Raw genomic sequence first — 14347 nt, forward strand, 5'->3', positions numbered from 1 at the left:
GCCATGCAAAAAGGTCTAGAAGAACAGGTCGGTCTCTACCAGAAGCGGATCCCGATCTTCACGCGTTCCGTGAAGGGGCCTTTCCGGCGCTTCAAGACCTCGGTGCTGGTGCTCGCCTACGCCGTGTACTTCCTGCTGCCGTGGCTGCCGTGGTCGCGGCTCGATGCGCCGGCGCAGGCCGTGCTGTTCGATCTTCCCGGACGGCGTTTCCTGATCTTCGGGCTGACCGTCTATCCGCAGGACGTGGTCTGGCTGGCGCTGCTGCTGTTCATCGCGGCTATCTTGCTGTTTTTCGTGACCGGGCTCTTCGGTCGCGCGTTCTGCGGCTACTTCTGCTTTCAGACCCTGTGGACCGATTTCTTCATCTGGATCGAGCACAAGATCCAGGGCGAGCGCCCGGCACGGGTGCGCCTCTATCGCCAGCCCTGGGATCGCGAAAAGCTGCTGAAGGTCGGAGGGACGCACGCGTTATGGCTGCTGGCCGCCTTTTGGACCGGCATCACCTTCGTCGCCTACTTCGCGTACGCGCCGCAGCTCGTGGTGGATTTCTTCGCCGGCGCCGCCGCACCGGCGGCCTACATCACGGTCACCATCCTGACCCTGTCGACTTACGCCGCGGCGGGCCTCATGCGCGAGCAGATCTGCACCTACGTCTGCCCCTACGGCCGCTTCCAGAGCGTGATGTACGAAGCCGAAACGCTTGCCGTGCATTACGACGCGAGGCGGGGCGAGGGCACGCGCGGCCGCGCCCCCGCGCGCGCGGGACAGCGCACGCTTGCCGAGCGCCATGAAAAGGGCGTGGGCGACTGCGTCGACTGCGGACTCTGCGTACAAGTCTGCCCGGTTGGCATCGATATCCGCGACGGCCTGCAATACAAGTGCATCTCCTGCGGCCTGTGCATCGACGCGTGCAACACGATCATGGACTCCTTCAGTTTTCCGCGCGGCCTGATCCGCTACGACTCGGAGAAGAACCTCGCCGCCGCCACGCCGACGAAGCCGAAGGCGGACTGGAAGCGTTTGAAGACGATCGGCTACGGGCTCGCCCTCGTGCTGATGAGTGCGTATCTCGTCTACAGCATCAGCACGCGCGGCAGCTTCGATCGCGCCGTCAACCAGATCCGCCAGCCGCTCTACGTCGTGCTCTCGAACGGCGACATCCGCAACCGTTACCAGATCCGCATCACCAACAAGTCGGGGCAGGACGAGACCTATGCGATCAGCGCACGCGGCATCCCGAGCGGGGCGCTCGACCTCGGCAACTTCCGCGAGATCACCGTGAAGCCTGGCCACAGCGGAGTCGTCCAGGCGAGCGTCCGGCTGTCGCCCGAGGCCGCCGCGAGGACCCAGAACTTCGAACTCGTCATCGCGCCGCGGGGCAAGCCGGGTGAGGCGCGGACCGAGAGCGTGCGTTTCGACAGCCCGAGGCCACGCGGATGAGCACGCTCACGACCCTTTTCGGCGGCCTCGCCGCGGTCTTCGTGCTGTTCGCCCTGGGCGGCCTGATTCGCGGCCTGCCGCTCGCGCTGCGTGCCGCACTCGCGGGTCTCGTCCCCCTGATCGCCTATTTCGCCCTGACGATCGGCAAATGGCCGGGGCTCGACGTCGTCGCGATCCACATCTCGGTGTTCCTCGCAGCCGCACTGGTGCTTTTCGCCCTGACGCAGTTCCGGCGCCGCGGCGCCGGGCGCATGCATTGGGCGCCGAAGTTGCTCACGGCCTTCTTCCTCGGGCTGGTCGTCATCAATGCCACCTTGCTATATATCGCGACCAAGGGGCTGCCGGAACCGGTCGCGCGCTGGTGGTTGGGCGGGAAGGGCGACAGCAAGTCCGTGTATAGCGGTTTTTCCGGGGTCGTCCCCCACGGGCAGGGGGCGGCGAAGGGCATTTCGTCGGAACTCAGCGAACAGCATCGCGCGTCGCAACTCGGGTGGCAGATCACGGTGAACGGGCTCGACGGCGACGGCCGCACGCGGCCCGTCGAGGTACGCGTGCGGGACCGCACGGGACTTGCGGTCGAGCGGCTCGTCGCCGAACTGCGCCTCCTGCGTCCCGGGGCCACCGGGCCGACGGCCTCGCTGCCCCTTGCGTCGGCCGAGCCAGGCGTCTACATCGGTGCGCTCGTATTGCCCGCCGGCGGGCGCTGGTTCGTCGAGCTCCGGCTCCTGCAAGAGGACGAGGTGCGTTTCCGCACCACGCAGGAGATCACCGTGCCATGAGCGGCGTGCTCGGCTTTCTTTTCCTGCTTTCGGGCGTCTTCGTCCTGCTGATCATCGTCGGCGTGTTCTGGTCGATCAAAAGCGGCCAGTTCGATGACCTCGAAGGTCCGGCCGAACGCATCCTCATGGACGACGACGATCCCTTGCTGCCCGGCCGCCGCTTGAGCGACAAGGACGACTGATTTAAAATTCACCAACTTCGACGGAGTACACGCAATGAAACAGCTTCTGACCTTTCAAGGTTTTCCGATGGTGGTCGTGGTCGCCCTGATCGTCTGGTCGTGGATCAGCATCCTCTCGGTGGTGATCGCATCGTTCTTCTGAACGCGCCTTCTGCCAACAAAAAGCCCCGCATCGGCGGGGCTTTTTGTTGGCAGAACCTCCCGTTCAGGCAGGGATCGACGCACGCATCTTCTGCAGCGCGCGCGCTTCGATCTGGCGGATGCGTTCGGCCGAGACGCCGTATTGCGCCGCGAGTTCATGCAGCGTCGCGACGTCGCCTTCGCTGAGCCAGCGCGCCTGGATGATGTGGCGGCTGCGCTCGTCGAGTTCTTCGAGTGCGCTCGTGAGGCCGCTTTCGCGCAGTCGTTCGGTCTGCTCGCGCTCGAGGCGCTGGGCGGGGTTCTCTTCCGCGCTCGCGAGATAGGCGATCGGGCTGTAGTCGTCCTCGCCGTCGTCGACCATCGGATCGATCGAGACGTCATGGCCCGAGAGCCGCGTTTCCATCTCGAGCACGTCCTTGCGGCTGACGTTGAGTTCCTGCGCCATCGCGTCGGCCTGCTGCACGGTCAGCGCGTTGAGCGACTGCTTGAGGCTGCGCAGGTTGAAAAAGAGCTTGCGCTGGGCCTTGGTCGTCGCGAGCTTGACCATTCGGTAGTTCTTCAGCACGTATTCGTGGATTTCAGCGCGGATCCAGTGCAGCGCGAAGGACACGAGCCGCACGCCGCGGTCCGGATCGAAGCGCTTGACCGCCTTCATCAGGCCGACGTTGCCTTCCTGGATCAGGTCCGCGTGCGGCAGCCCGTAGCCCAGATAGTGCCGAGCGATGCTCACCACGACGCGCAGGTGCGACAACACCAGCCGGCGCGCCGCTTCAAGGTCTTGTTCGTCATGCCACGCGCGCGCCAGCTTCTGCTCTTCCTCGAGGCTGAGCATCGGATAGTGGCTCACGGTCTGGATGTAGCTGTCCAGACTGTAGGCGGCGGGAATCGGTAAAGACATTGTCTGCGTCATGCGTGTGACCTCCTTGCGGCGAATTTTAGCACTCGCGCATTGGGAGTGCTAATGCGGGCCCGGGTTCCCGCATCTCGGTAATAGGCCTCCTCCATCTCATGCCTGGGCAGCATATCTGGGAGGCTGTCGCGGGATGGCCTTTGTTTTCCCGGCTGACGAACTGTCCTGACGCGGAAGGCTATTTCTTGATCCTTGATGGACCAATTGATGCAGTACAGTCCATCGTCGTTCACTCTGCGCCTGAACAGCAAAAGGTCACCGATATAGGGGAATACCTGCACGTCTGAGCTACCGGGGACATCTGGGTTCTCGATCCTGACCCGGGGCAGCATTTTCAGATAACCCAGGCGCTCGGCGACTTCAATCATGCCCCTGATGGGCGGTAGCTGGACTTGGTGCATACCAGGGAATCCAAACAGGGGGTGAGGTGTGGGCCATGGGGCTAACATCCGCTGTTCGTGCAAATCGACCACAGCCGGGTCGTATAACGCAAGAAGGGCCGCAGCTGTCTCTGGTAGTGATAGGCAGTGGACCTCGCGGCCCAGCTTGCTTGAATTGAGTGTGCAGGCGTGGGATATGGAGGGCGCCTCCTGTGGGGTGGCGAGGATCGACGGCGTGTAGTCGGAACCGCAGCGCGGCACTGCTTGCCGCTTGAGGATGGTCGACATACGCGTAGGGGTGACGCCTTTCTTGCGGGCGCGCATAACGTATCTCCAATAGACTTGGTAATTGCGCATGGCCGAAGCTGGCCAGGCGGCCTGAATCAGCGCGAATTGACCTTGACTTTTGCCGGTGCGTTGAAGATACTGAGAGTGCGAGTCAGCAGTACATCATGCACACGCATGGCAAGAGCCGGGCCTTTCGAAAGAGGGGTTCGGTTTTTTGTTACATGACGTTCTCCTCGGTACTCTCCATACGGGATGCGGGCTCGATAGCCTCAGATTACTGGCTAGTCAATTTGAGGCTGCTCAGCCACGCCGCAATATCCTCCGTGTAGGCGAATTTGCCCCTCCGGTGTGGAATATTGAAAGTCTCCACCGGCAACAGTCCTCGGTTAAGCGCTTGGCGAAACGCCTCGTTGCTTGGGTAGCCCAGCAACCGGGTTAGCTTCTCGCCACCAACTATCGGGCCGTAAGCGCTGGTCAACCATTGGAAGCCAGCCCTCATTTCTCCCGCTGATGGAGTCGTGGCTATTGAGGCACAGTCACGCTTAGTCATGCGTCGTCCCGTTCAACGTTCTAATTTGCACAGTAAACTAGGACGCCCGCGAGCGCAAGAAATAAAATTACGCAAGCAATTGTTATTTAATGGTTTTTTGCTGTTGCGTTACTAATTAATACTGCCAGTTAATAGGGCCGTTGATGCTGTAGCGTGTTAGGAACGCAGCGAGCCGAGACAGGTGTGGGGCGGCGGTACTTGATAAGGGCGCTAAAACGCGCTGGGGATGCCGGGTTTTTCCGCCGATCTTGATTGCGTACCCGGAAGCATCCGGTCGCAGGTTGAGGAAAACTATCGGGTCTGGAGACGCGCATGGATTACAAGCTCTGCGCAGCCTGCGGTCAACTCTTCAGGCCGCGCCCTCAGACTCCAACCCAGACATACTGCCCAGCGCAGGACTGCCAGCGAGAGCGGCGCCGACGCTGGCGGCGAGCTAAACGGCATCACGATCCCGACTACTGCGACAACCAGGTATGCGGAGCGCCGGGGTATCAGCATCGTGCGTACCTATGCTGACGAGGGCAAGAGCGGTCTGCGCATCGATGGACGCCGAGCGCTGCAGCAACTGATCAAGGATGTTGAAGGCGGGACGGCCGATTTCCAGATCATTTTGGTTTACGACGTCAGCCGCTGGGGTCGCTTCCAGGATGCCGACGAAAGCGCCTACTACGAGTGCATCTGCCGCCGCGCAGGCATACAGGTCGCTTATTGCGCCGAGCAGTTCGAGAATGACGGCTCTCCCGTGTCTACCATCGTCAAGGGCGTTAAGCGTGCCATGGCCCGCGAGTACAGCCGTGAGCTGTCCGCCAAGGTGTTTGCAGGCCAATGCCGCCTGATCGAACTCGGCTACCGCCAAGGCAGCCCAGCCGGCTTCGGTCTACGCCGGGTCCTCATCGATCAGCAAGGTTCGTCAAAGGGCATGCTAGCGCGTGGCGAACAGAAGAGCCTGCAGACCGATCGCGTCGTCTTGATGCCGGGGCCCGGGGACGAGATTCGCATCGTCCACCAGATCTATCGGTGGTTCATCGATGAGGGGCTGGGCGACTCCGAGATCGCCATGCGCCTCAACAGCATACGGGTGCGCACCGATTTTGACCGGTACTGGACGCGGGCCACGGTGCATGAGGTGCTGACCAACGAGAAATACATCGGGAACAACGTCTACAACCGCATTTCCTTCAAGCTCAAGAAACTCCGCGTGGTCAATACGCCTGACATGTGGGATCAAAAAGGAAGGCGCGTTTGAGCCCGTCATGCCGGCGGACATTGTCTCTACGAGACGGTAACCCGGACTCTGTGCGAATGTGGCGCGGTGGGGGTGGGTTTTCTTCGAGCTTACGGCGCAGCCCTGTCATGTAGACGCGTGGATAGTGGGTATCCTCGGTATGGCTGGGGCCCCAGACTTCGCGCAGCAGCCGGTGGGTGATTACCCGGCCGGCGCGGGCAATGAGCACGGCGAGCAGCCGGTATTCGATGGGAGTGAGGTGGACCTCCGCGCCGCTCCGGGTGACCTGGCGCCGGGCCAGGTCCACCGTGACCTCGCCGAATGTGACCAGCGGCCCTTCGCTGCCGGTGACGTGCGTGCGACGCAGTAGAGCGCGCACGCGCGCCAGCAACTCCGCCACCCCGAAAGGCTTGGTCAGATAGTCGTCCGCGCCGGCGTCGAGCCACTTTGTCCGTTTCGTCGACCCGGGCCGACAGGATGAGGATAGGGATGGCTGACCATTGCGCAGGTCGCGCACCACGTCGACGCCATCGCGATCTGAGAGACCGAGGTCGAGGATGACCAGATCGGGCTTGCGCGTGCCGGCCTCGATCAGCCCTCGTTCGCCGGTGGCGGCGTCCACCACGTGGCAGCCTTCGGCCTCCAGCGAGGTGCGGACGAAGCGGCGTGTCCTATAGGTACAAAGCCGATAAAGATGCGGCTAAGACTCGCCACGAAGGTGATAAGAAGACATACAGGCCGACGTGGACGGCCTGGCTTTTCCCGGTAGATCCGTCTGCCCCAGCGCCGAATGGCGCCCCGAGGAAGAAGTGCGCAAGTTTTATGCCGAGGCATTCGAGCGGATGAGCACCGGTGCGCGCGTCAAGGATTTTCTTATCGTGCTGACCTCCCGAGAGGTGCGCGAATTGCTTGAGGGAAAGGTAAACCGGCGGTGACAAGTCTGACAGCAGATGCCGCAATCCGGCTTGAAATGAAGCTGGACAGTCGCCTCAGTAGGTACGAAGGCGGCGGAACTCAAAGAACGGAATTTAGGGCGTCAACGAACGCTTTTTCCTCAATCGCCGTTGGCAAACTTGTGGACAAACGGAAGGCTTCCGTTCCGCGACATCGAGCGATGCCCATAAATAAGGCACTCACGCTCACACCAGTCGTCACCTCTCGTGGCGGATGGCATGCGCCGAAAGCGGAAAAGCGGCCTTCGGGCGGCTGTTTCCGCCAAGGACCGGATATACGGCGAGACCATACATTTCTTTCACGCGCAATTCGCCTCGGGCACCGTGGGTTCCAGTACTAACGTCCGCCGGAAGGGAACGCGGCGCTGGTCGATGAAGAGGCTGTTTCCCTCGACGCGCTTCGCCATGCGTTTGGCGTCCGAGGCTGCGCGCGCTACCTCCTGGTGATGATGGAAGTGCGTCGGGTCGACGAAGACCGCTCCGATCGACAGTGTCACGAGGCCGTGAAAGGTCATGACGCCGCGCCTGTCCTCGGTGTGGTAACCGGACGACAGGACGTGTTCGGGGAGGAACAGGGCGAGCCGTTCCTCGTCGAAGCGGGACAACACGGTACGGCAACGCTCCTCCCAGTCCAGGCTCTGGAACAGGACGACAAAATCGTCACCGCCGATATGCCCGACGAAGTCCAGTTCAGGGTTGGAGCCATCGCAGAGGATGTGCGCGAGGAGCTGAATGATGTCGTCGCCGCGCCGAAACCCGTAGACGTCGTTGTAAGGCTTGAAGTGATCGAGATCGAAATAGGCGGCGACAAAGGTCTGCGAATTCGTCAGTAGCCGCTCCAGGTGTTCCTGAATCGGGACATTGCCGGGCAGCCCCGTAAGTGGATTGGCATAGCGCGCGGCGACGATCTGCATTTCCGTCACCTCGCGCATCAGATCGAACCCAGATCCCAGGCCCAGGTAACGGCCCTCGTCCGTGATGATGAAGCCTTGCGTGAAGGCAGCCTTGCCTTTCTGAATGACGAGTTCGGAGAGTTCGCTCATACGGGTGGCCTTGTCGACAATCAGCGGATCGGCATCCATCAGGGCCGAGCAGGGCTTGCGACCGTGAAGTTCCCGCCCGTAGAGGCTGATGAAACGGTCCAGCAGCGCGGGGCGGTGAATGATGCCGACGGGAATCTCATTGTCGACTACGGCCAGAGCGTGCAGGTCGGGGCGAAGCATCATGAGTTCGAGCACGTCCTCGCTCACCGTTGCGGGACTTACGGCGGGCGCTGGAACGACGAGCCGGTCCGCCGACGCGTGAAGCGTTTCCCGCATCGGTGACCATGGCAGGACGCTTACCACGCCAGATTGCAGGCAGGCCTCGACCTCGCGCGGAAGAAGACGGATCGGATCCGCCGACGGGCGACCGATGAGGTAGCCCTGTACATAGCGCATTCCGAGGTCCTTGAGCACGGCGAGTTCGGACAGATTTTCCACGCCCTCGGCAATCACGCACGAATGCGCGCCCTCGGCGAGCTGGCGAATCGAACGCACAAACTGGATCTTGTGAGGATCCTGATGAATTCCGGAAATGAAGTGTTTGTCGATCTTGACGTAGGCGGGCTTCAATTCTGACCACAACCGAAGGCTGGAAAAACCTTCGCCCAGATCATCGATCGCGATGTCGATCCCCTCTGAGCGCAGCGCGCGGACCGCGTCGCGAAGGCTGCCATAGTCGACGTGCGCGGAATGTTCAGTGATCTCGAAAACCAGACGGTCATTCGCGAGGTCGGCCCCCTTGAGCGCCGCGACAACGGCCGCGGGTGCGAAGGCGGGGTCGAGCAGGCTTGCCGGCGACAGATTGACGAACAGTTGTCCGGGAAGACCGAGCGTAGTGAAGGTCGCGAAGGCCGAGCGTACGCATGCCCATTCAAGCTGTGTGCCGAGCCCGTGCGTTTCAGCCACCCGGAACAAGGTCTGCGGCGCATGCAGCGGGCTGTCCGACGGTCCGCGGGAGAGTGCCTCATATCCGCTGACCACCCCCTTCGACATGTCGAGGACCGGCTGAAGCAGAGTTGTCAGGCGTGCCGTTGCAAGAATTTCTTCCAGATGGGAGCGCATATCGTCGGGGCTCATGAACGAAAACGGAGGGTCAAATCGCGCGAAGCGTACGGAGCTTGCGTTACCGAGATGTGAATTCGTTCGATGCCTGTAACGGCCGTGTCATTCCGGATGTCTAGGCTCGCCTCCCCGGGGGGCAATATGAATAATGCAATCGAACTCGGGGATGAGGATTGCGGACATCTCGCGCGTATTCTGCTCGCGTCGCGTCGCGTCAATCTGCGTCATAACTTTTTCAGTTGGGTGCACGGGCCTGTGCAATCGCTCATTCCGCACGAGATCCTGCTTTGCGGGATCGCGGACGAAGGCGGCTATCTCCTGCACCAACGGTTCACGGCCTGCCGCTACTTCAAGGACGATCACTATCATCGGGTGATCCATCCTGCGGACGGGCTCATTCATCAGCTCACCCACGAATGGGGCGCAAAACGCGAACCGCGCCTTATCGCTGCGCTGACTGACGATCCAGACGGCTGGCATCGCCGTCTGCTCGACCTCGAGTTGAAGAACCTCGCATTTCATGGGCTGTGCCGGGTCGACGGCCAAATGTGGGGATATGCGAGCTTTTCACGCCTGCGTGTGCCATTCGATGCGCGCCTTGCGCTCTTCATGGAGCTTCTATTGCCGCATCTTCTGGTGACGCTTGCGCGCGTACTCGCCAACGAAGCGCGAACTCGCTCGCTTGGCGATCGCCACGCCGGTCTCATCACGGCGCGGGAGGCGGAAGTCCTGGCCTGGGTCCGCGATGGGAAGACCAACGAGGAAATCGCCGCGATCCTCGGACTATCGATGCTGACCGTGAAGAACCATCTGCGTCACGCGATGCAGAAACTGGTCGTGCGTACGCGCGGGCAGGCAGTCGCACGCGCGATCGCACTTGGGTTTTTGCGTGCGCAATCGAGCCGAAGGCCGGAATAGAAGCCAGCGCCGGGCGGCACACTCCTTCGCCGAATGAGCCGTCCGGCTCAGTTTTCCCCCCGGCTTCTCTTCATCTCGTGTCATTCGCGCCGCCTAAAGTCGCCTCGTCCGCACGTGCGGGCTCTATTTCCGGTTGGTCCGCATGCAGTCCGCGGGCCTTCCCCACAGGGGGGCGGAAAGCTTCACCACTTTCTGGGACTTTTACTTAAAAGAGGAGCGCTTACATGAATTTCAAACTCAACGCACTGGTGGCCGCAGCTTTACTGGCTTCCGGTTCCGCACACGCTATCACCGCAACGGATGACGTCGCCACTGGCAATGCCTATCTGCTGCTGACCGTGCTCGATGCAAACTACAACGGCGGCGTGGGTCGTTCCTATACCCGTTCGCTCGAGGTCGCGATGAACGAGTTCGGCACGGGTAACCGTACCACCGGCGGCTTCACGACCAACGTCGACAGCCTGGGCAGCAGCAACCAGACGTGGAGCACGGGCGCGCTGTGGGGCACTTTTACGGCGGGCATGGATGCAGCCACGATCGCTGGGCTGCAGTGGGACGTGACGGCGCTGGATGGCTTTGGTACTTCGTCGGCTGACCAGAAGCGTGTCCTGACCACTTCGGCGACCAATCTGGTTGATGCGCAAGCAGCTGCTGGTGTCGCCACCAACAATACTGAACTCACTTTCGCTGTGATCAACCAGGATGTTTACTGGGATGCGGCTATCGGCGCCATGGGCACCGATACCGAGATCATCGTTGACGATACGTCTTCGATGGCGTTTGCGATCAGTGCTGCAGTGCACAGCACCAACTTCTCCGGGAAGACCCCGGATTTCAGCACTGTGGGCAACGTTGGTGACAGCATGGGTTTTTACTACCTGACCCGCAGCGGCAGCAGCAATACGGCTGAGGCAACCGCTGTGGCGTATGGCGTGAATGGCGATGCCACCTTCACTTTCGCCGCCGACGGTTCCCTGACCTTTGCGCCCACCGTGGCCGCCGTTCCCGAGGCTTCGACCTACGGCATGATCCTGGCCGGTCTGGGCCTGGTCGGCTTTATGGCGCGTCGCCGCGTCGCCTGATGCACCTTGCCCCGCCGCATGGCGGGACTTTCCATCGTTAATCGATTACGTCAAAGGGATAGACCAATGAAACTGCATCAAATCGCCGTCGCCGTTGCCGTTCTGGCGGCCGGTTCTGCTTCGGCCGCCACCGTCACGTTCACCGTGTCAGGCGCCACCGCGCTGAACAAGTCATTCGAAAAAACCGCGCTCGACATGTGCAACACGACCGTCGCCTCCGCCACGTATAGCACGGCCGGCGGTGCCAAGCCCGCCGTTCGCTATCAGTGCACCGCCAAGTCGGGCCTGGGCATCGCGGGCGTAAATGCCGGCGACACGCTGATCATCAATAAAGAGCAGGGGGGTTCCAGCCATGGCGTGAAGCCAGTCAACAACAGCACGCCCGTGACCGTCGCCACCACCACCTGCACTACCTCCACGGTTGATCCGGTATTCCCTAATCGTACGCACTGGACGGGTTGCGGCGCCACGACCGCGGTGCCCACCGCGGGCGTGTCCGACGTCGAGCCCAAGCTGGTCTCCACGGCCGCGGCCGATTACGCCAACCTGAACAATGCGGGTATCGTCGCCCAGGTGTTCGGCATGGCCGTGTCGGACAACGTCTATCGCCAGTTGCAGGCCATCCAGGGTCTGAGCGACGTCAATGCCACCACCTTCGACCCCGCCAACGCCCCCAGCCTGCCGGCCTCGTTCGTGCGCGGCGCATTCGCTGGCGCCGCGGCCGACTGGACCGCGGTCAGTGACCAGATCGTCGCTGACAGCGACCGTAGCGGGGAGAACCATCCCAATCAGACCGCTTGGGACGACGCAGGTGTGAACACCACCGAAATCAAAGTCTGCCGCCGCGCCACCGGCTCCGGCACGCTGGCTTCCTTCGAAGCCACAGTGATGGCGCAGCCCTGCGGTACCAGCCCGACCTATGGCGGTGCTACGGGTTTGTCTTCCTTCTCGGGTGATAACACCACGCTCAATGACACCAACAAGGCGTTCCTCGGTGAGACGGATGTCTATACCGTGGTCGAGCACGGCCAGCAGGAAGGCGTCGACACCTGCCTGACCCAAGCCTACTACCAGGGCGAGATGGCGATCGCCATCATGGGCACCGAGCGCCAGAGCGGCGACACCGGTTCCAAGATCTCGGGTTCGGACGACAACGATGGCGTACAGGACAAGTGGCATTACGTGAAGATCGGTCAGGTGTACCCGAGCGTCGAGAACTTCGTCGCCGGCGACTACGACTTCTACTGGGCCGAGGCCAGCTTCAACCGCCGCAAGACCGGTTACACCAACACCGAGACCAACCTCATGAACTACTTCGCCAACAAGATGGGCGACCCGGTTGCGATCGTCGACATTCCGCTGCCCGGTCTGGCCGCGCTGACCTCGAACGGCTACACGTTCGACTATGGCGTCTCGCCGGTCGCGCGTGCCTCGCGCGGTGGCAACACCTGCTCGATGGGCGTGCAGACGTACTGAGTCAAGGGGTTCGATTCCGCGCCGGGGCAAGTCGACCGGCGCGCATTCCCAACCCCCCGCGCAAGCGGGGGGCTTTTCGTTTAGGCATGGCGTGTTTTTCGCGAGGGAAGCGTTTGCGTTTCAGTGTTTCCCTGGCGGCGAGTGCGTCGATGGGTTGGATGATCTTGATGGTTGGCGTGTACATGAATGATAGGTCTGGCCGAGCGGCCGTTTGGCTGTTGTTGGGGTTGTGTTGGGCGCCAGCGGTTGGGGCGGTCGAAACGACACCGACCACCGCGTCGTCCTCCGCAGTGCCGGCGTCTGCCGGCAAGGATGATGCAGCGTCGGCGACCGCCCGGGCAGATGGTGCGCCTCGATTTGACGTATTCGAATACCGCGTGGAAGGCACGACGTTGCTGCCCGCCATCGCGATCGAGCGGGCGGTATATCCACATTTTGGTGAGAAAAAGACGATCGCCGATGTCGAGCAGGCGCGCGAGGCGCTGGAGAAGGCCTACCACGGCGCCGGCTACCTGACCGTGCTGGTGAGCATCCCGCAGCAGAAAGTGGATGAAGGCGTCGTGCGCCTGACGGTGACCGAGGCGCCCGTACAGCGGCTGCGCGTCGTGGAGTCGCGCTACTTCAGCCTCGGTGAAATCAAGGCCGGCGTGCCGCAGCTGGCCGAGGGCACGGTGCCGAACTTTCCGCAGATGCAGAAGGAACTGGCGGCTCTCAACAAGTCCGCGGATCGCCGCATCACGCCCGTGCTGCGCGCGGGCAAGACGCCGGGGACGGTCGAGGTCGACCTCAAGGTGCAGGACCGGCTGCCGCTGCATGGCGAGGTTGAGGTCAATGACCGCTACAGCCAGGACACGACGCGCACGCGTCTGACCGCGAGCCTGCGCTGGGATAACGTGTGGCAGAAGCAGCATGGGCTCGGCATCACGGTGCAGACGGCGCCTGAGAACGTCGACGAGAGCAAAGTATTCTCGGCGAGCTACACATGGCCACTCGCGTCCGGCAACTACCTCGCACTGTATGGCGTGCGGTCGGAATCCGACGTTGCCGCCGTGGGGACGCTGAACGTGCTCGGCAACGGCAACATTCTCGGCGCACGCTACATTATCCCGCTGCGCAGCCGCAGCGAGGAGTTCTTCCACACGGCGACGCTGGGCGTGGACTACAAGGATTTCGAGCAGTCCGTCGCGCTGCTTGGCGGCGGCGATTTCAACACGCCGATCCGCTACCTGCCGTTCACGCTTGGTTGGGACGGCACGCGGCTGGGCCAGGGGCGCAGCACCAAGGTCGGCGTGGCATTCAATTTCCACGTGCGTGGGCTTGTGGCGGACGAACAGGAGTTTGCGGACAAGCGCTTCAAGGGGCGCCCCGACTACGCTTTTCTGCGCGGCACGTTCTCGCACGATGAGACCTGGCCCACAGGTTGGGGCGCTGCGCTGCGGGGCAGCTGGCAGTTGGCGGCACAACCGCTGATTTCGAACGAGCAATTCGCCGTCGGCGGCGTCGATACGGTGCGGGGCTACCTCGAATCCGCCGCGCTGGGCGACGACGGCGCGGCGCTGAGCGTGCAGGCCAGCACGCCGAATCTTGCGAAGCACCTTGGCGATGCCATCGACGGTCTGCATGTACTGGCCTTCGTCGACGGCGGGTACGTGCGCGTGCGCCAGCCCATTACAGCCGATGACCGCCACACGCTGGCCGGCGCGGGCCTCGGGCTGCGGCTGAAGGGATGGGGCGGCGCATCGGCGGGGATCGACTGGGCCGTCGCGCTGAAAGATCTCGGCGACACCGAACGTGGCGACAGCCGCGGCCACTTCCGCCTGGGCTACGCCTGGTGATTGAGCCGATCGGCTCATCCATATGACACGCGCATGACGTGAGGCGAGGCTAAGGTTCTCCCCCGTGCGCCGCGCGCTTCCCG

The 14347-nt window shown here is 62.4% G+C and carries 13 protein-coding genes and 1 pseudogene; 9 read left to right on the forward strand and 5 right to left on the reverse strand.

Going from position 1 to position 14347, the window contains the following annotated elements; translation table 11 throughout:
• Positions 1-3: 3 nt before the first annotated feature.
• Genes ccoG through ccoS form a run of 3 tightly spaced genes read left to right on the forward strand, consistent with a single transcriptional unit; the run spans position 4 to position 2401 of the window.
• The gene (gene ccoG, locus TBD_RS01705; protein WP_011310855.1) at positions 4-1440 is read left to right on the forward strand and encodes a cytochrome c oxidase accessory protein CcoG; all 1437 of its coding nucleotides are present in this window, start codon (positions 4-6) and stop codon (positions 1438-1440) included.
• Complete coding sequence (locus TBD_RS01710; protein ID WP_011310856.1) at positions 1437-2219, forward strand: FixH family protein; 783 nt, start codon at positions 1437-1439, stop codon at positions 2217-2219. Before ccoG ends, TBD_RS01710 begins: the two co-directional genes overlap by 4 nt.
• Positions 2216-2401, forward strand: coding sequence for a cbb3-type cytochrome oxidase assembly protein CcoS (gene ccoS / locus TBD_RS01715; RefSeq protein ID WP_011310857.1), 186 nt, complete (start codon positions 2216-2218; stop codon positions 2399-2401). Before TBD_RS01710 ends, ccoS begins: the two co-directional genes overlap by 4 nt.
• A gap of 205 nt (positions 2402-2606) precedes the next feature.
• Here the strand turns inward: ccoS and rpoH are convergent, their stop codons facing one another.
• Positions 2607-3452 (reverse strand): RNA polymerase sigma factor RpoH, encoded by an 846-nt coding sequence (gene rpoH, locus TBD_RS01720; RefSeq protein WP_011310858.1) that lies wholly within the window; start codon positions 3450-3452, stop codon positions 2607-2609.
• On the reverse strand, positions 3449-4156 hold the full coding sequence (locus tag TBD_RS01725) for a hypothetical protein (protein WP_049750200.1): 708 nt from the start codon (positions 4154-4156) through the stop codon (positions 3449-3451). Before TBD_RS01725 ends, rpoH begins: the two co-directional genes overlap by 4 nt.
• Positions 4157-4896: 740 nt before the next feature.
• On the opposite strand from TBD_RS01725, the gene TBD_RS01735 reads away from it, so the two are divergent.
• A complete protein-coding gene (locus tag TBD_RS01735) occupies positions 4897-5916 on the forward strand; it encodes a recombinase family protein (protein WP_011310860.1) in 1020 nt (339 codons plus the stop codon).
• Here the strand turns inward: TBD_RS01735 and TBD_RS15205 are convergent.
• Positions 5873-6295 (reverse strand): winged helix-turn-helix domain-containing protein, encoded by a 423-nt coding sequence (locus tag TBD_RS15205; RefSeq protein WP_337998339.1) that lies wholly within the window; start codon positions 6293-6295, stop codon positions 5873-5875. The two genes, TBD_RS01735 and TBD_RS15205, sit on opposite strands and share 44 nt — an antisense overlap.
• Positions 6281-6550 (reverse strand): annotated as a pseudogene (locus TBD_RS15210) (response regulator); the annotation flags it as partial. The gene TBD_RS15205 and the pseudogene TBD_RS15210, both read right to left, overlap by 15 nt.
• Positions 6551-6638: 88 nt before the next feature.
• Here TBD_RS15210 and TBD_RS01745 point away from each other — a divergent pair.
• Positions 6639-6830 (forward strand): DUF3562 domain-containing protein, encoded by a 192-nt coding sequence (locus tag TBD_RS01745; protein WP_041432208.1) that lies wholly within the window; start codon positions 6639-6641, stop codon positions 6828-6830.
• 317 nt (positions 6831-7147) lie between these two features.
• Here the strand turns inward: TBD_RS01745 and TBD_RS01750 are convergent, their stop codons facing one another.
• Complete coding sequence (locus tag TBD_RS01750; RefSeq protein WP_011310863.1) at positions 7148-8968, reverse strand: GGDEF domain-containing protein; 1821 nt, start codon at positions 8966-8968, stop codon at positions 7148-7150.
• Positions 8969-9037: 69 nt separating this feature from the next.
• Between TBD_RS01750 and epsA the strand changes: the two genes are divergently transcribed.
• The 4 genes from epsA (at position 9038) to TBD_RS01770 (ending at position 14264) form a co-directional block, all read left to right on the forward strand.
• Entirely contained in the window at positions 9038-9871 is an 834-nt protein-coding gene (gene epsA, locus TBD_RS01755) for an XrtB/PEP-CTERM-associated transcriptional regulator EpsA (protein WP_238376479.1), read from the forward strand.
• A 224-nt stretch (positions 9872-10095) separates the two neighbouring features.
• Positions 10096-10953, forward strand: coding sequence for a PEP-CTERM sorting domain-containing protein (locus tag TBD_RS01760; RefSeq protein ID WP_011310865.1), 858 nt, complete (start codon positions 10096-10098; stop codon positions 10951-10953).
• A 66-nt stretch (positions 10954-11019) separates the two neighbouring features.
• Positions 11020-12429, forward strand: a complete 1410-nt coding sequence (locus TBD_RS01765; RefSeq protein ID WP_011310866.1) for a hypothetical protein — start codon at positions 11020-11022, stop codon at positions 12427-12429.
• Positions 12430-12611: 182 nt separating this feature from the next.
• The gene (locus TBD_RS01770) at positions 12612-14264 is read left to right on the forward strand and encodes a ShlB/FhaC/HecB family hemolysin secretion/activation protein (protein WP_041432861.1); all 1653 of its coding nucleotides are present in this window, start codon (positions 12612-12614) and stop codon (positions 14262-14264) included.
• Positions 14265-14347: the final 83 nt, after the last annotated feature.

The organism is Thiobacillus denitrificans ATCC 25259, assembly GCF_000012745.1.
GTDB classification, from domain to species: Bacteria; Pseudomonadota; Gammaproteobacteria; order Burkholderiales; family Thiobacillaceae; genus Thiobacillus; species Thiobacillus denitrificans_B.

Bases quoted from the DNA above. Each gene is read 5' to 3' on its own strand.
- ccoG (WP_011310855.1), top strand. From the start codon at position 4: ATGCAAAAAGGTCTAGAAGAACAGGTCGGTCTCTACCAGAAGCGGATC.
- TBD_RS01710 (WP_011310856.1), top strand. From the start codon at position 1,437: ATGAGCACGCTCACGACCCTTTTCGGCGGCCTCGCCGCGGTCTTCGTG.
- ccoS (WP_011310857.1), top strand. From the start codon at position 2,216: ATGAGCGGCGTGCTCGGCTTTCTTTTCCTGCTTTCGGGCGTCTTCGTC.
- rpoH (WP_011310858.1), bottom strand. From the start codon at position 3,452: ATGACGCAGACAATGTCTTTACCGATTCCCGCCGCCTACAGTCTGGAC.
- TBD_RS01725 (WP_049750200.1), bottom strand. From the start codon at position 4,156: ATGCGCGCCCGCAAGAAAGGCGTCACCCCTACGCGTATGTCGACCATC.
- TBD_RS01735 (WP_011310860.1), top strand. From the start codon at position 4,897: ATGCCGGGTTTTTCCGCCGATCTTGATTGCGTACCCGGAAGCATCCGG.
- TBD_RS01750 (WP_011310863.1), bottom strand. From the start codon at position 8,968: ATGAGCCCCGACGATATGCGCTCCCATCTGGAAGAAATTCTTGCAACG.
- epsA (WP_238376479.1), top strand. From the start codon at position 9,038: ATGCCTGTAACGGCCGTGTCATTCCGGATGTCTAGGCTCGCCTCCCCG.
- TBD_RS01760 (WP_011310865.1), top strand. From the start codon at position 10,096: ATGAATTTCAAACTCAACGCACTGGTGGCCGCAGCTTTACTGGCTTCC.
- TBD_RS01765 (WP_011310866.1), top strand. From the start codon at position 11,020: ATGAAACTGCATCAAATCGCCGTCGCCGTTGCCGTTCTGGCGGCCGGT.
- TBD_RS01770 (WP_041432861.1), top strand. From the start codon at position 12,612: ATGAATGATAGGTCTGGCCGAGCGGCCGTTTGGCTGTTGTTGGGGTTG.